The following is a 15,715-nucleotide window of genomic DNA, read 5'->3' on the forward strand; positions in this document are numbered from 1 at the left end:
CGCGCCCGGCAGGCAGGAACCTCAACAACAGACCACGGAGTGCGCAGTAACTGCCGGGCAGCCAGCGGGGGTTGCTGCGGTCGGTGAGCCGGCCGGAGGAAATCGTGCCCACCACATTGAAGATCCCCACGATGGCCAGGAGAGAAGAAGCCACCGTCACCGGCATGCCGTGGTCGTGCGCGGTCGCCGCCCTGGACGTGCCGGAACGGGACCGTCGGCCGACTGGGTCTGGACCCGGGGGCTGACCGGATGAAGATGCCTGTGAGGTGGAATCCGGCGAGGTGGATGGTTCTGCATGCCCATCAGAAATGTTGCTCTGAAGGTGCTTTAGGGCGCTTCGGGTGATACCCGTAGAGCTCGGACCGCCCCGAAAGAAATCCTTCCTGGGTGTTTTTTGGAATTAACTGCGCATTCAACTTGACGGTTGATCTTTGCGTGGCACGATGGCGGCCGTCGTGGGCTCTTCGTCGATCGACGTAATTCCAGCCACTTCACCGGGGGTTCATGTGAATGACAGGGATTTGGCGGCATATCTGAGGGATCTCGGGGTGGCTCGGCGGGAGGCCGAGCTGTTTCAGGTGCTGTTGCAGGCCGGGAGGAGCAGTGCGGGGAATCTTGGGGAGCTGCTGGGATGGGAGCGCGGGGAGGTGGAGGATGCCGTTGGGCGGCTGATCGAGCTGGGGTTGGTGGTCGCTGGTGGGGCCGACTGCGACGCTCCGCTGTCTCCGACGGAGCCCAGCATCGCGCTCGACCGTCTGGTGCACATCCGGTCGGCCGAGGTCCGGGAGGCTCAGCTGGCGGCGCTGCACGCCTATCGCGATTATCGGCGCTGTAACGGCGCACAGATGACCGACGATCTCGTCGAAGTGGTGACGGGGCCGCAGATCGTGGATCGCATCTGGCAGTTCGAGAGGGCGGTGGAGTCCGAAGTGGTGCGATTTGATTCGCCGCCCTATCACACCGACGGCGGGGCGAATGACGTAGAGGTGGAAAACCTCAAACGGGGGGTGGAGTACCGGGTGGTGTATTCCAGTTCCGCGGTGCGGAACTGTACCTACTATGAGGTCAATATCGGGCCGTGCATTGCCGCCGGGGAGCAGGCCCGGGTGCTGTCGGTGGTCCCGGTCAAACTCACGGTCTTCGACCGGCGGCTGGCGATCGTCTCGATGTCGTCCGTCGAGGCGGAGTCCAACGAGGCGCTGCTCCTGGTGCGGCCGTCGAGTCTGCTGACCGCGCTCCTGGGGCTGTTCGAGACGGCGTGGCGCTCCGGCCACCCCATGCACCTCAGCGAGCAGGTGCCGCCCGCGCTGCGTCCCGTGCAGCGCCGCATTCTGGAGCTGATGGGGACGGGGGTCACCGACGACACCATCGCGCAGTTGCTGGGCATCAGCCGCCGCACCCTCTCCCGTCACACGGAGCGGCTCTACCAGCTGGCCGGCGCCACCAGCCGGTTCCAACTCGCCCTGCACGCGGCCCGTAAGGAGTGGATCTGAGGGCGCAAGCCGGACGGGGGGAGCGGGGGCGGGCGCGGGTTGCGCATCTGTGCCACTGACACAGCTGTGCCGCCACTGGCCTTGAGCGGGCGGTACACCAAGGGGGGCCCGGGGTTTCCGGGCTTCCTATCCCCCTTGGAGTTGCTGTGCCCCTGCGCATATCAAGGCTCGCCACGGTCGTCGCCCTCGCGGCGGCGGCGCCTCTGCTCGCCGGTTATGTGTCCCACGCGGAGGACGCGCCGTCCGTTGCCGCCGTCCGCACCTCCGGTCACGCCCTCCCGGGCCGGTACATCGTCGTCCTCAAGGACCGTGCGCTGTCGGCCCGTTCGGTGAAGGATGAGAGCGCCCGCCTCGTGAAGGCGCACGGCGGCGCCGTCCAGCAGACCTACGGGACGGTGCTCAAGGGTTACTCGGCCGCGATGACCGCCGACCAGGCGCGACGGGTGGCGGCCGATCCCGGTGTCGACTACGTGGAGCAGGACGCCGAGGTCCGTGCCTCCGCCGTCCAGAGCGACCCGCCGTCGTGGGGGCTCGACCGGGTGGACCAGGAGGCCCTGCCGCTGGACCGGAGCTACTCGTACGCCTCGACGGCGAGCGACGTCACGGCGTACGTCGTCGACACCGGGATACGCACCTCCCACAGCCAGTTCCAGGGCCGGGCGTCCGTAGGGGCCGACGAGGTCGGCGACGGGCAGAACGGACAGGACTGCGCCGGTCACGGCACCCATGTCGCCGGCACCATCGGCGGCAAGGACTACGGCGTGGCCAAGGGCGTCAGGCTGGTGTCCGTGCGCGCGCTGAACTGCAGCGGCAAGGGCTCGTCGTCGTCGATCATCGCGGCCGCCGACTGGATCACCGCTCACGCCGCCAAGCCCGCGGTGGTGAACATGAGCATCAACGGCGGCAGGAACAGCAGCGAGGACAGCGCGATCAAGAAGTCCATCGCCGCCGGGGTCACCTGGGTCGTCTCCTCGGGCAACGACGGTGACAACGCCTGCAACAACTCGCCCGGTGACATCGATGCCGCCCTCGTCGTGAACAACGCCACCTCCGCCGACCGGCGCCGCTCCGACTCCAACTACGGCCCCTGCACGGACCTGTTCGCCCCGGGAACGGACATTGTCTCGGCCTGGAACACGGGGGACACCGACACCCACAGCCTCACCGGCACCTCGATGGCCGCACCGCATGTGGCCGGCGCCGCCGCCCTCTACCTCTCCGCGCACCCGGATGCCTCCCCGGCGGAGGTCCACCAGGTCCTGATCGACAACGCCACGGACGGCAAGGTCTCCGACGCCGGCAGCGGCAGCCCCAACCGGCTGCTCTTCACCGGCGGCCTGGGCGCGCCGTAACGCCGGCCGCCCCCTCGGGGACGCCGCCCCGCTCGTACGTCACTCCCTCACCCCCCACGGCTCCACCCCCCCACGGCTCCACCGCACATCCCGTTCCCGTCCTGCCCTCAGGAGGTACCCCATGCGTTTCGCCCACCTCGCCACCACGGCCGCCGCGGTGGCCCTGACACTGGTGGCCGCCAGCGCCTTCGCGTCCGAAGCGGACGAGCACAGTGGCAGGCGCACGACGACGGTGGCGTCCGCCACGGCGGCGGACGCCTCGCTGCCGCAGTACGACCACATCGTGATCGTGCCGTTCGAGAACAAGAACTACACGTCCATCAAGGGCAGTTCCGGTGCGCCCTATCTCAACTCCCTCGCGAAGCAAGGCGCCCTGTCCGCCAACTCGTTCGGCCTGACCCACCCCAGCCAGCCGAACTACATCGGCATGTTCTCCGGCTCGATGCAGGGCGTCGACGACGACAGCTGCCCGAACGACTTCTCCAAGGGCAACCTCGGCCAGCAGCTCATCGACGCGGGCAAGACCTTCAAGGCGTACTCGGAGGGCCTGCCCAGCGCCGGCTACACCGGCTGCAAGAGCGGCAACTACCGCCGTAAGCACGCCCCCTGGGCCGACTTCCCGACGGTCGGCGACTCCGCCCACCACCTGCCGTTCTCCAGCTTCCCGTCGGACTACAGCAAGCTGCCGACGGTGTCGTACGTGGTGCCCGACATGTGCCACGACATGCACGACTGCTCGGTCGGGACCGGGGACAGCTGGCTCAAGGAGAATCTCGACGACTACGCGCAGTGGGCCAAGACCCACAACAGCCTGCTGGTGGTGACCTTCGACGAGGACAACTTCACTTCCGTCAACCAGATCTACACCTCCTTCGTGGGCGCGCATGTGAAGGCCGGTTACGAGTCGCAGCAGCAGATCAACCACTACAGCGTCCTGCGCACGCTGGAGGACATGTACGGCCTGCCGGCGCTCGGCGGCGCGGCGGACAAGTCGGCCCTCGGCGACATCTGGACCTCGGAGTGACCTGAACCCGGCCCGGGCCGCCGCTCGTCACCCGGCGGCGGCCCCGGACCGGGCGGGCCGGAGGGGCAGATGGACCAGGTGGACCTGATGGGCCAGTGGGCCTGAGGGACCAGTTGGACCTGATGGACCAGATGCATCAGATGCAGCAGACCGAGCAGTACGAAAGGCGGGGACCTCGACCGTGTACCTGTCCACCATCGACCGAGCACCGAAGGACGGCGCGGGCACCGCACCGCGTACCGCCTTCGCGGCCGTCGGGCGCAACGTTCTGGCGCTGGGCGCCGTGAGCCTGATCACCGACATCTCCGCGGAGATGGTCACCGCCGTACTTCCCCTCTACTTCGTTCTCACCCTCCAGATGAGCCCGGCCGCCTACGGTCTGATGGACGGTCTCTACACCGGCGCCACTGCCCTGCTGCGCCTGGTGGGCGGCTATGTCGCCGACCGCACCCTGCGCCGCAAGGCGGTCGCCGCCACCGGATACGGCATCTCGGCGCTCGCCAAACTCGGGCTGGTGGCAGCCGGGTCCTCGGTGGGGGCGCTCGGCGCGGTCATCGTCGGCGACCGGACCGGGAAGGGGCTGCGGAGCGCGCCGCGCGACGCCCTGATCTCCCTCTCGGTGCCCGAACCGGTCCTGGGCCGGGCCTTCGGTCTGCACCGGGCCATGGACAGCGCGGGCGCGTTCGCCGGCCCGCTGGTCGCCCTGGGCCTGCTCTCGCTCATCGGGGCGGCCTCGCCCGGCGCCTTCGACGCGATCTTCTTCACCAGCTTCTGCATCGCCGCCCTGGCCGTCGTCGTCCTGCTGGCATTCGCCCGCGACCACCGTGCGGCGCGGCCCGCCACCCGCACCGTCAGCCCCCGCGCCGTCGGCGACCTGCTGCGCCGGCGCGGCGTCCGCCGACTGGTGTACGCGGCCGGCCTGCTGGGACTCACCACCATCGGCGACGGCTTCGTCTACCTCCAGCTGATGCACCGCCAGAACATGCCGGCCGGCTGGTTCCCGCTCTTCGCCGTCGGCACCAACCTCGTCTACCTCCTGCTCGCCGCCCCCTTGGGCGCCCTCGCCGACCGCATCGGCCGCACACCGATGCTGATCTGCGGCTACGGCATGCTCTTCGCCGTCTACGTGCTGCTGTGCTCCCCGCTGTCCGGCACGGCCGCCACCGTCCTCGTGCTCTGCTGCTACGGCACCTTCTACGCCGCCACCGACGGCGTCCTCATGGCGCTCGCCGGGCCCGTCCTGCCGCCCGAACTGCGCACCACCGGAATGGCGTTGGTGCAGACCGTCCAGGCGCTGGCCTACTTCGGATCGTCGGTTGCCTTCGGCGCCGCCTGGTCGCAGTGGGGCGCCGGACCCGCCACCGCGGTGGCCGCCTGCGCCGTACTGCCGGCCCTCGCCTTCACCGCGGGCGCCCTGGCCCGCCGCCGCGCCGAGGAGGCCGCCGTATGAACCGGCGTACCCCTTTGCTCCTGGTGACCGTGGCCACCGTCGTCCTCGCCGTTCTGGCGACGCTGGCGATCCGTCATGCCGCCCGGCCCACCGCGGCCGCCGGTGCGGCCTCCGCGATGTCCGTCGCCCCCGGTCCGCGGATCATCGCCCGCAGCACGGCCCCCGGCAGCCGCGACCATCTGATCTCCGTCGGCGCCGGCCGGCCCGGGGCGCGGCGCGTCACCTCACCGGTCACCTGCGCCCGGGTCTACGCGGCCGGCGGCACCGCCCTGTGCCTGCGCCTGGATGACGGCCTCAAGACCTATCAACTCGCCGTGATGAACCGGCACTTGAAGGTGCGCAGAACCCTTCCGCTGGTCGGGGTTCCCAACCGGGCCCGGGTGTCGCCCAGTGGCCGTATGGTCGCCTGGACGGTCTTCGTCGCAGGTGACTCCTACAACGGCGGCCGCTTCTCCACCCGGGCCGGCATCCTCGACACCCGTACGCAGCGGCTCGTCCCGACGCTGGAGGACTGGCACGTCACGCTGCACGGCAAGCCCTACACCGCCGTCGACGTCAACATCTGGGGTGTCACCTTCGCCCCCGACGACCGGCACTTCTACGCGACCCTGTCCACCAAGGGCCACCGCTACCTGGTCCGCGGTGACCTCGCACACCGCACCCTGCGCGCGCTCCGCGCGAACGTCGAGTGCCCCTCGCTGTCCCCGGACGGAACCCGTATCGCCTTCAAGTCGGCCCGCGACGACCAGCCTTCGCACGGCTGGCGGCTCTCCGTCCTCGATGTGGCCACGAACCGGGTCACGCCGCTGGCCGAGACGCGTTCCGTGGACGACCAGGCGGCGTGGCTCGACGGGCGCACCGTGGCGTACGCGCTGCCCAGGGGGCAAGGCCGCGCCGACGTCTGGCGGGTGCCGGCCGACGGCTCGGGGACACCGCGGATGCTGCTGCACGACGCCGATTCGCCGGCGGCGCTCGGGGGCGCGACGTGAACCGCGGGGCGGCCTGACCGCACGGGCCCGTCAGGCGGTGGCCGTGAGCCGGACCGGGAAAGACTGCGGAGAGCCGGGCGTAGGCCGTGACGGGGTGGGGCGCGGCCGGGGCGGCGAGCGCAGAAGCCATGGGGAGACCGCCGAATCGCGATCATTGGCAGGTAAGGCTTACCTTGCCCGAAGTCTCCGCCGATGCCCGTCGGACGGCCGTCCCGGCGGGCCGGCGCGGTTCCGGGACCGGCGCACGGATTTGTACTGTGGCCCGCGCCGCCTAAGGTGCTGGAGAACGTCAGGAGGATCCGTCATGGAACAGGGCACAGCGGAACAGGAGCAGGTCGTGCGGGCGTGGGTGCCCGCGCAGCCCGGCCCTGACGCGCCCCGGCGGCACTCCGTCCGCGGCCAGGTGCTGGCCGCGCTGCGCCATGCGCTGGTAGGCGGGGAGCTGACCCCCGGCGAGGTCTACTCCGCGCCCGCGCTCGCCGAGCGCTACGGCGTCTCCGCGACCCCGGTCCGCGAGGCCATGCAGCAGCTCGCGGGCGAGGGCGCCGTCGAGGTCGTGCCCAACCGCGGCTTCCGGGTCGCCGAGCGCAGCTCCCGCGACCTCGCCGAGCTGGCCGAGGTCCGGCGGATGCTGGAGGTGCCCGCCGTCGTCCGGCTGGCGCGGGCGCTGCCCCCGGAGCGCTGGGAGGAACTGCGCCCGCTCGCCGCGGCGGGCGTGGCGGCCGCCGCCCGCGGGGACCGGGTCGGTTACGCCGAGGCCGACCACGCCTTCCACGTCGCCCTGATGTCGCTCACCGGCAACCGCCGGCTGACCGAGGTCGCGGGCGATCTGCTGCGCCGCTCCCAGTGGCCGGCCGGCGGTTCCCGGCTGCGTACGGCCGAGCTGCTGGCCGATGCCTCCGAGCACACGGCGCTGCTCGACGCCCTGGTGGCCCAGGAGTACGCGGTCGTCGAGCGGATCACCCGTGAGCATGTCTCGGTGGCCCGGCACCCGCACTGAGCCCTGCCGTCCGGCGGCTCAGTCGGGCAGCAGCTCCTCCAGCGGCAGCGCCGCGACATCGGCGGCGGGCCGGGACAGATAGAGCTCGGCGTGGTAGAAGCCGTCGCTCTCCTTGCCCGCGGTGGACAGGCCGAGGCCCGCCAGCGCGTCGAAGGTCGCCCGCCGCTCGCCGTCGTCGGCGAACCGGCGCTGCCGGAACGTGCGGGTGGTGAGCTTCTCCGTCACCAGGCCGGCCCGCGCCAGCAGTGCGGAGACCGGCTGGTAGGACACCGTCCGCAGCACGAACGCGGCGATCCAGGGCGGTGCGGACACATTGTCGATGAGGTGGCCGAAGGTACGCGCGGTGATGTAGCCGACGCCACCGGTGACGGTGATCAGATCGGTGCCGGCCAGGACCCGCCGCAGCTCCGGGCTCGGCTCGTCGAGCTCCAGGTTCTCCGCGAAGCCGTGGTCCAGCAGGCCGACCGACCGGGCGTAGCCGACCGCGCGGTCCGCCGAGTCGATGCCGGTGATCCGGAAGGGCGCGGCGCGCCGCCGGTTGGCGAAGAACGTGCGGTCCTCGTCGATGAGTTGGCGGGTGGTGGGCATCCCCGGACCGGGCGCGGCGTAGCGGCCGTAGAGGTCGGAGAGGGACAGCCGGTGGTTGAGGAGCGCGGCATTGACCCCGTACGAGCAGCAGAGGTCGACCACGTTCAGTGGGGGGCGGTCGCTGCGGTGCCGCTGGAGGGTCTCGGCCACGGCACGGAAGACCGCTTGGCCGTGGTGCGGAATCTGGTAGTCCAGGGGGTTCAGTGTGGTGAAGTACCGACGGGGATCCGGGCAGTTGTAAATCGCCTCGAAATCCGCCTTGCCCCAGTCGGTGCCAGTGGTCGTATTCGTCACTCCTGCTGTCATCTATGGCCTCCTGTCAAGGCTGTGCCAGTGGGTGGGGGCCCAGCCGGTCCCGGACCAGCATCCAAGTCCCCGTCGCCGCCTCACAGTGCGACTTGCGGCCATTCTCGGGGCCAGTGGGGCGGGATGGAACACCGCGGCCCCAGGCCTTCGGCCCATGGTCCCACCTCATGGTTCCCCCGGCTCGTCGACCGAACGCGTGGCCGGCAACCATCACGCCCCGGCCGATCCGCCGCGGGGACCGTTCAGATCCGGCCAATCGCGGCGCGAGCCGGCATGGCCGACGACGGGGGGTTGACGGCGAGCGGCAGAAGCGGGCATGGGGGAGCGGCGGCGGGTGCAGCGGCAAGGGTGGCGGGTGCGGCGGCGTGGACGGTGAGGGACGGGCGGCGGCCAACCACGCGCGGGCGGCGCGTGGTTGGCCGTGGTGGGCGAGGGGTCCCAGGGTGTCCCCTTACGTTGCCGGGACGGCGGCGGACAGGTGGTCGGCGAGCCAGGTCGGTACGCCGCCCATGAGTCGGAACAGCCGGGCCGCCTCGGCGCGCAGCCGGGGTGCGTCGGTGTCCGGGGCGGCGTCCGCCAGCGCCGCCAGGGCCGGTGCCGTGCCGATGAGGAAGCCCAGCTCCTCGCGGATGCGCAGCGACTCCGCGAAACCGTGCCGGGCCTCCGCCACCTCGCCGTCGCGCAGCGCCAGCCCGGCCAGGTGACGCCAGGTGAAGGACAGCAACAGGGTGTCGCCGTGTGCGGTGGCGCCGGCGTGCGCACGGCGGTAGGCGGCGCGCGCCGCGTCCGGGCTGTCGGCGACATGCTCGGCCATCAGCCCGCGGCGGAAGTCCAGCAGCGGGCGGCCGGGCGCGGCGGGCGCCAGCAGCGCGGCGGCCCGGCCGAGCGCCGAACGCGCCTCGTCGGCCCGGTCGCGGAAGTGCAGGACCGTGGCGGCGTAGGCGAGATGGCCGCGCTCGCAGGCGGCGCCGCCCCGCTCGTCGTCGTCGCTCGCGAGGGCCTCGGCGGTGCGCAGCGCGTCCTCCGCCTCCGCCCAGCCGGTGGCGGTGAACATGCAGCGCTCCACCAGGAGCGCGGCGCGACGCAGTGCGGACGGGGCGTGCCGGACGGCGTGCCGTTCCAGCAGCGCGGCCGCGTCGCTCCAGCAGCCGCGGGAGCGCAAACGCCAGACGGCACGGTCCAGGGGATCGTCCCCCTCGACCGTGCCGTCCGCGGGTGCCTCCGGTGCGGATGCGGGTCCCGGTACCGCGATCGATACCGGATCCGCAGAACGGACCGGATCGGATCCTGACATGGCGGTATCCGCCACATTGCCCTCCCCTAGCGCGCCATTGAGCCGGAAGTTGGAGACCGTGGGCGAATCTCAGCACGGAATCCGTGGCGGGGCCAAGGGGGCGAGTGAATGTTTTCACAATCACTCGGTGCACGGTTTCGACAGGGGGCGCAGTGATGATCAGGTGCGCCGTGGCGCGTTGCGCCCGGCCCGCGGCCGGCGGCCGGGAACGGGTGCCGCCCGATCGGATGACCCCGGACGGCGCAGTCCCGGCGTCCCGGCCGGGGCCGTTGCCGTCAGCTCATCCGCAGGGCGAGGAAGAAGTCGAGCTTGTCCTCCAGGCGGGACAGGTCGCGGCCGGTGAGCTGCTCGATCCGGCCCACCCGGTAGCGGAGCGTGTTGACGTGCAGGTGGAGGCGGCCGGCGCAGCGGGTCCAGGAGCCGTCGCAGTCGAGGAACGCCTCCAGCGTGGGGATCAGCTCGGCGCGGTGCCGGCGGTCGTAGTCGCGCAGCGGGTCCAGGAGGCGGGCGGTGAAGGCCCGGCGGACGTCGTCCGGCACGAACGGCAGCAGCAGCACATGCGAGGCCAGCTCCTCGTGCCCGGCGGCGCAGACCCGGCCCGGACGGGCGGCGGCGACCCGGCGGGCGTGCCGGGCCTCCTCCAGCGCGCCGCGCAGCCCCTCCGCGGAGTGCACCGAGGCGCTCACCCCGACCGTCAGCCGCCCGTCGTCCGCCAGACCGCGGCCCAGCGGCTCCCGGACGACGGCCAGCAGCTGGTCGGCGTGCAGACCGGCCGTCGAGGAGTCCCCGGGCTCGTCCGGGACGGGCAGCGGCACCAGCGCCACCGCCTCGTCGCCGGTGTGCGCCACCGCGATCCGGTCGGAGGGCTCCGGACCGAAGGTGCCCGGGTCGACCAGGACCTCCTCCAGGAGGCTCTGTGCCACCGGGCCGCCGGGGACGTCACCGTCCTCCCACTCGACCCGGGCCACCACGATCTGCCACTGCGGCGCGGTGCCCAGTCCGGGCAGCAGCACCGGGGCCGCCACCCGCAGCCGGGCCGCGATCTCGGCGGGCGGCGCACCGGTCTGGACGAGCTCCAGGACTTCCTGGGCGAGCCGTCGGCGGACCGTACGGGCGGCGTCGCGCCGGTCGCGTTCCACGGCGATCAGCTGGGTGACACCGTGCAGCAGGTCGAGGCGCTCCGCGGGCCAGTCGCCGGCGTCCGCCTCGACGGCCAGCAGCCAGTCACTGAGCAGCGTCTGCCGCAGGTCACGGCCCTCGTGGCGGATCGGGAACAGCGAGAAGGTTGCGCCCCCTTCCGGCGTGACGCGCTGCGGGCCGCGGCGGCCGCTGCGGGCGGCGGCCAGATGCTCGCCCGCGAGCCGGGCGGCCAGTTCGGCGGACAGCTCGGGCCCGGCGCCGGCCAGCGTCGAGCCGGCGATCTGCCGGCCGGTGGGGGAGAGCACCCAGGCCCGCAGATCCAGGTCGGAGCCGAGCAGGTCCAGGACCACCTCCGGACCGCCGCCGGTGGGGCCCGACGTCATCAGCCGCCGGTGACGGTCCACCACGGCCGCGAGGTCACCGGCCCGTTCGCCGGAGACCTGGCGGACCACGTGCTCGGTGATGGAGGCGAACGAGACGTCCTCGACGACCGAGAACAGCGGCAGGCGGTGCCGGGCGCAGGCCGTCACCAGGTCGTCCGGGACCTGGCCCAGTTCCGCCTCGCCCGCGGCGAGTCCGGCGACCCCGGCGGCGGCCAGGATGCGGACGAACCGCTCGGAGTCCTCGGGCGCGCGGCGCCAGGCCAGCCCCGTCAGCACCAGTTCGCCGCCGGAGAGGTAGCGGCTGGGGTCGCGCAGGTCGGTGGTCATCACGCCGCGTACCGTGCGGTCCAGCTCGTCCTCGCCCCCGAGCAGCCGGAGGCCGAGGGTTGGGGTGTCCAGGAGTGCGCGGAGCCGCATGACCTCGCCCGCCGTTCTGTGCTGTGTGGTGTTGCCGGTGGAATGCCGCGAGGTTTCAGATCCTCGTCTTTCGTTCGAATCTACAAGACGGGCCCCTTGGCCAGCCAACCGCTTCATGGTTTCGGTGACTGCACCGGGCCGGTCCGGGGCGCGTTCACTAAGGCTCAACCGTTAACGAGACATGAACGGCTCCATGGCGATGTGAGCCCGGCGTGCTCACCATGAGTAACGAAGACCGATTCGCAGAAGAGGCCAACGATGGACTTCCTTCGCCCCGCCAGCTGGGAGGAGGCGCTCGCCGCCAAGGCCGAGCACCCTACCGCTGTGCCCATCGCGGGCGGCACGGACGTGATGGTCGAGATCAATTTCGATCACCGCCGCCCCGCGTACCTGCTCGACCTGAACCGCATCGGTGACCTGAGCGAGTGGGAGGTGGGCGAGAAGACCGTACGCCTGGGCGCCTCCGTTTCCTACACCCAGATCATGGAGAACCTGCGGGCCGAACTCCCGGGCCTGGCCCTGGCGTCGCACACGGTCGCCTCCCCGCAGATCCGCAACCGCGGCGGCGTCGGCGGCAACCTCGGCACCGCGTCCCCGGCCGGGGACGCACACCCCGCGCTGCTCGCCTCGGGCGGCGAGGTCGAGGCCGAGTCCGTACGCGGCCGCCGGATGATCCCGGTCGACGACTTCTACGTGGGCGTCAAGCGCAACGCCCTGGAGCCCGACGAACTGATCCGGTCGGTGCATCTGCCGAAGGCCGACGGTCCGCAGCAGTTCTCCAAGGTCGGCACCCGCAACGCCATGGTGATCGCGGTCTGCGCCTTCGGCATCGCGCTGCACCCCGGGAGCCGTACGGTGCGCACCGGCATCGGCTCCGCCGCGCCCACCCCCGTACGGGCCCGCGAGGCCGAGGACTTCCTCACCGCGGCGCTGGAGGAGGGCGGCTTCTGGGAGTCCGGCAAGCCCGTTCCGCCGTCCGTCGCCAAGCAGTTCGCGCAGCTCGCCGCCGGCGCCTGCAACCCGATCGACGATGTGCGCGGCAGCGCCGCCTACCGCCGGCACGCGGTCGGCATCATGGCGCGCCGCACCCTCGGCTGGACCTGGGAGTCCTACCGGGGCAACGAGAGGAGCGCCCAGTGCGCGTGACATTCACCGTCAACGGCCGCCGCCAGGAGGCCGACGACGTCTGGGAAGGCGAGAGCCTGCTGTACGTCCTCCGCGAGCGGATGGGCCTGCCGGGTTCCAAGAACGCCTGTGAGCAGGGCGAGTGCGGCTCCTGCACGGTCCGTCTGGACGGCGTGCCGGTGTGCTCCTGTCTGGTCGCCGCCGGCCAGGTCGAGGGCCGCGACGTGGTGACCGTCGAGGGACTGGCGGACTTCGCCAGGCAGCGCGCCGAGGGCGGCTGCGCCAACGGCACCTGCGGCACCGGCCTCGACGAGGCCCGGCAGTGGCAGGCCCGGCCCGCGGACTCCTCGACCGGTGAGCACGAGGCGCTCTCGCCGATCCAGCAGGCGTTCATCGACGCCGGCGCGGTCCAGTGCGGCTTCTGCACCCCGGGACTGCTGGTCGCCGCGGACGAGCTGCTGGAGCGCAACGACTCCCCGTCGGACGCCGACATCCGTGAGGCGCTGTCGGGCAACCTGTGCCGCTGCACGGGCTACGAGAAGATCCTCGACGCGGTCCGGCTGGCGGCCGCCCGCGGCGCGCAGCCGACCGCCGGACAGGGGGCCTGAGCATCATGGCCGGTACGCCACCACGACTCGCCACCGCCCCGGGCCGCACGCCCACCAACCTCACCCAGGGCGGCCGGACCAAGGCCGGTATCGGCGAGTCCACGCTGCGGCCCGACGGCACCCTCAAGGTGACCGGCGAGTTCGCCTACTCCTCGGACATGTGGCACGAGGACATGCTGTGGGGCTTCACCCTGCGCTCCACCGTCGCGCACGCCGAGATCGTCTCCATCGACACCGCCGAGGCCCTGGCCACCCCGGGCGTCTACGCGGTGCTGACCTACGACGACCTGCCCACCGACGTGAAGAACTACGGCCTGGAGATCCAGGACACCCCGGTTCTCGCGCACGGCAAGGTGCGCCACCACGGCGAGCCGGTGGCGCTGGTCGCCGCCGACCACCCGGAGACCGCCCGCCGCGCCGCCGCCAAGATCCGGATCGAGTACGCCGAGCTGCCGGTCGTCACCGACGAGGCCTCCGCCACCGCCGAGGGCGCCCCGCTCGTCCACGAGAACCGCACCGACCACCACATCGGTCACGTACCGCACCCGAACATCGTCCACCGCCAGCCGATCATCCGCGGCAACGCCGGCGAGGCCGCCAAGAAGGCCGATGTCATCGTCTCGGGCGAGTATGTCTTCGGCATGCAGGACCAGGCCTTCCTGGGCCCGGAGTCCGGGCTCGCGGTGCCCGGTGAGGACGGCGGCGTCGACCTCTATGTCGCCACCCAGTGGCTGCACTCCGACCTGCGCCAGATCGCGCCCGTCCTCGGCCTGCCCGAGGACAAGGTGCGGATGACGCTGTCCGGGGTCGGCGGCGCGTTCGGCGGCCGCGAGGACCTGTCGATGCAGATCCACGCCTGCCTCCTGGCGCTGCGCACCGGCAAGCCCGTCAAGATCGTCTACAACCGGTTCGAGTCCTTCTTCGGCCACGTCCACCGGCACCCGGCGAAGCTCTGGTACGAGCACGGCGCCACCAAGGACGGCAAGCTCACCCACCTCAAGTGCCGGATCGTGCTGGACGGCGGCGCCTATGCGTCCGCCTCCCCGGCCGTGGTCGGCAACGCCTCCTCGCTCGCCGTCGGCCCCTATGCCGTCGACGACGTCGACATCGAGGCCATCGCGCTCTACTCCAACAACCCGCCCTGCGGCGCGATGCGCGGCTTCGGCGCGGTCCAGGCGTGCTTCGCCTACGAAGCGCAGATGGACAAGGTCGCCCAGAAGCTGGGCATGGACCCGGTCGAGTTCCGGCAGCTCAACGCGATGGAACAGGGCACCCTGATGCCCACCGGCCAGCCGGTCGACTCCCCGGCCCCGGTCGCCGAACTCCTCCGCCGTGTCAAGGCGATGCCGCTCCCCCCGGAGCAGCAGTGGGTGACGGCCGGTGCGGGCGCCGATGTCCGCGCGCTGCCCGGCGGGCTGTCCAACACCACCCACGGCGAGGGCGTGGTCCGCGGTATCGGCTACGCCGTCGGCATCAAGAACGTCGGCTTCTCCGAGGGCTTCGACGACTACTCCACCGCCCGGGTGCGGATGGAGGTCGTCGGCGGCGAGCCGGTCGCCACGGTCCACACCGCGATGGCGGAGGTCGGCCAGGGCGGCGTCACCGTCCACGCCCAGATCGCCCGTACGGAGCTGGGGGTCCAGCAGGTCACCATCCAGCCGGCCGACACCCAGGTCGGCTCGGCGGGTTCGACCTCCGCCTCCCGGCAGACCTACGTCACCGGCGGCGCGGTCAAGAACACCTGTGAGCACGTCCGGGAGCAGGTCCTCGACATCGGCCGGCGCAAGTTCGGGACCTACCACCCGGCGTGGGCCACCGCCGAACTCCTGCTGGAGGGCGGCAAGGTCGTCACCGACGGCGGCGAGGTGCTGGCGCATCTGACGGACGTCCTGGAGGGCGAGGCGGTCGACCTGGAGCTGGAGTGGCGGCACCGCCCGACCGAGCCGTTCGACCTGCGGACCGGCCAGGGCAACGGCCATGTCCAGTACTCCTTCGCCGCCCACCGCGCGGTCGTCGAGGTGGACACCGAACTGGGCCTGGTCAAGGTCGTCGAGCTGGCCTGCGCCCAGGACGTCGGCAAGGCGCTCAACCCGCTGTCCGTCGTCGGCCAGATCCAGGGCGGCACCACCCAGGGCCTGGGCGTGGCCGTCATGGAGGAGATCCTCGTCGACCCCAAGACCGCGAAGGTGCGCAACCCCTCCTTCACGGACTACCTCATCCCCACGATTCTCGACACACCGACCATCCCGGTCGATGTGCTCGAACTCGCCGACGAGCACGCCCCGTACGGGCTGCGCGGCATCGGCGAGGCCCCCACCCTGTCGTCCACCCCGGCCGTCCTCGCGGCGATCCGGAACGCGACCGGGCTGGAGCTCAACAAGACGCCGGTGCGCCCCGAGCACCTCACCGGCACATAGAGAGCCGTCCGGGGGCGACCCCGGACAACGGTCTCCGGGCGGTGCGTGTCAGGGGTGTCCCTGTCCGTCCTCCTCCGCGCACCGTCCGGAGACCGCGGCCCCCGCAGTACGCAGTCGCTGCTCCGGTCC

At 71.9% G+C, this 15,715-nt stretch carries 12 protein-coding genes and 1 pseudogene; 9 read left to right on the forward strand and 4 right to left on the reverse strand.

The features are described 5' to 3' along the window. Nucleotides 1–10 precede the first annotated feature (10 nt). Nucleotides 11–181, reverse strand: a pseudogene (locus tag ACFW5B_RS09355) (MFS transporter); the annotation flags it as partial. A 367-nt stretch (nt 182–548) separates the two neighbouring features. On the opposite strand from ACFW5B_RS09355, the gene ACFW5B_RS09360 reads away from it, so the two are divergent. The 6 genes from ACFW5B_RS09360 (at nt 549) to ACFW5B_RS09385 (ending at nt 7,308) form a co-directional block, all read left to right on the forward strand. Further along, nucleotides 549–1,493 carry a LuxR C-terminal-related transcriptional regulator gene (locus tag ACFW5B_RS09360; protein WP_386435687.1) on the forward strand — a complete coding sequence of 315 codons (945 nt, stop codon included), beginning with the start codon at nt 549–551 and terminating at the stop codon, nt 1,491–1,493. Nucleotides 1,494–1,639: 146 nt separating this feature from the next. Then, on the forward strand, nt 1,640–2,845 hold the full coding sequence (locus ACFW5B_RS09365) for a S8 family peptidase (protein ID WP_386435690.1): 1,206 nt from the start codon (nt 1,640–1,642) through the stop codon (nt 2,843–2,845). 121 nt (nt 2,846–2,966) lie between these two features. After that, entirely contained in the window at nt 2,967–3,869 is a 903-nt protein-coding gene (locus ACFW5B_RS09370) for an alkaline phosphatase family protein (RefSeq protein WP_386435693.1), read from the forward strand. Between the two features lie 181 nt (nt 3,870–4,050). Beyond that, the gene (locus ACFW5B_RS09375; RefSeq protein ID WP_386435696.1) at nt 4,051–5,319 is read left to right on the forward strand and encodes an MFS transporter; all 1,269 of its coding nucleotides are present in this window, start codon (nt 4,051–4,053) and stop codon (nt 5,317–5,319) included. Continuing rightward, nucleotides 5,316–6,308 carry a TolB family protein gene (locus tag ACFW5B_RS09380; RefSeq protein WP_386435699.1) on the forward strand — a complete coding sequence of 331 codons (993 nt, stop codon included), beginning with the start codon at nt 5,316–5,318 and terminating at the stop codon, nt 6,306–6,308. Before ACFW5B_RS09375 ends, ACFW5B_RS09380 begins: the two co-directional genes overlap by 4 nt. Nucleotides 6,309–6,612: 304 nt before the next feature. Continuing rightward, nucleotides 6,613–7,308 (forward strand): GntR family transcriptional regulator, encoded by a 696-nt coding sequence (locus tag ACFW5B_RS09385; RefSeq protein ID WP_386435702.1) that lies wholly within the window; start codon nt 6,613–6,615, stop codon nt 7,306–7,308. An 18-nt stretch (nt 7,309–7,326) separates the two neighbouring features. Here the strand turns inward: ACFW5B_RS09385 and ACFW5B_RS09390 are convergent, their stop codons facing one another. The 3 genes from ACFW5B_RS09390 to ACFW5B_RS09400 form a co-directional block, all read right to left on the reverse strand. Then, nucleotides 7,327–8,202: a hypothetical protein gene (locus tag ACFW5B_RS09390; protein ID WP_386435705.1), complete on the reverse strand. Its 876-nt coding sequence runs from the start codon at nt 8,200–8,202 to the stop codon at nt 7,327–7,329. Between the two features lie 451 nt (nt 8,203–8,653). Then, nucleotides 8,654–9,496: a hypothetical protein gene (locus tag ACFW5B_RS09395; RefSeq protein WP_386435708.1), complete on the reverse strand. Its 843-nt coding sequence runs from the start codon at nt 9,494–9,496 to the stop codon at nt 8,654–8,656. A gap of 275 nt (nt 9,497–9,771) precedes the next feature. Further along, nucleotides 9,772–11,436: a PucR family transcriptional regulator gene (locus ACFW5B_RS09400; protein WP_386435711.1), complete on the reverse strand. Its 1,665-nt coding sequence runs from the start codon at nt 11,434–11,436 to the stop codon at nt 9,772–9,774. A gap of 258 nt (nt 11,437–11,694) precedes the next feature. On the opposite strand from ACFW5B_RS09400, the gene ACFW5B_RS09405 reads away from it, so the two are divergent. Genes ACFW5B_RS09405 through ACFW5B_RS09415 form a run of 3 tightly spaced genes read left to right on the forward strand, consistent with a single transcriptional unit; the run spans nt 11,695 to nt 15,586 of the window. Further along, entirely contained in the window at nt 11,695–12,582 is an 888-nt protein-coding gene (locus ACFW5B_RS09405) for an FAD binding domain-containing protein (protein ID WP_386435714.1), read from the forward strand. Next, a complete protein-coding gene (locus ACFW5B_RS09410; protein ID WP_386435717.1) occupies nt 12,573–13,169 on the forward strand; it encodes a (2Fe-2S)-binding protein in 597 nt (198 codons plus the stop codon). The genes ACFW5B_RS09405 and ACFW5B_RS09410 overlap by 10 nt, the downstream gene beginning before the upstream one ends. 5 nt (nt 13,170–13,174) lie before the next feature. Continuing rightward, nucleotides 13,175–15,586 (forward strand): xanthine dehydrogenase family protein molybdopterin-binding subunit, encoded by a 2,412-nt coding sequence (locus ACFW5B_RS09415; RefSeq protein ID WP_386435720.1) that lies wholly within the window; start codon nt 13,175–13,177, stop codon nt 15,584–15,586. Nucleotides 15,587–15,715 lie beyond the last annotated feature (129 nt).

Origin of the sequence: Streptomyces sp. NPDC058773, from assembly GCF_042746015.1 — a bacterium.
Lineage (GTDB): Bacteria > Actinomycetota > Actinomycetes > Streptomycetales > Streptomycetaceae > Streptomyces.

Coding starts and splice junctions, on each gene's coding strand:
- ACFW5B_RS09415 (WP_386435720.1), top strand. CDS start 13,175: ATGGCCGGTACGCCACCACGACTCGCCACCGCCCCGGGCCGCACGCCC.
- ACFW5B_RS09400 (WP_386435711.1), bottom strand. CDS start 11,436: ATGCGGCTCCGCGCACTCCTGGACACCCCAACCCTCGGCCTCCGGCTG.
- ACFW5B_RS09370 (WP_386435693.1), top strand. CDS start 2,967: ATGCGTTTCGCCCACCTCGCCACCACGGCCGCCGCGGTGGCCCTGACA.
- ACFW5B_RS09405 (WP_386435714.1), top strand. CDS start 11,695: ATGGACTTCCTTCGCCCCGCCAGCTGGGAGGAGGCGCTCGCCGCCAAG.
- ACFW5B_RS09395 (WP_386435708.1), bottom strand. CDS start 9,496: ATGTCAGGATCCGATCCGGTCCGTTCTGCGGATCCGGTATCGATCGCG.
- ACFW5B_RS09380 (WP_386435699.1), top strand. CDS start 5,316: ATGAACCGGCGTACCCCTTTGCTCCTGGTGACCGTGGCCACCGTCGTC.
- ACFW5B_RS09385 (WP_386435702.1), top strand. CDS start 6,613: ATGGAACAGGGCACAGCGGAACAGGAGCAGGTCGTGCGGGCGTGGGTG.
- ACFW5B_RS09390 (WP_386435705.1), bottom strand. CDS start 8,202: ATGACAGCAGGAGTGACGAATACGACCACTGGCACCGACTGGGGCAAG.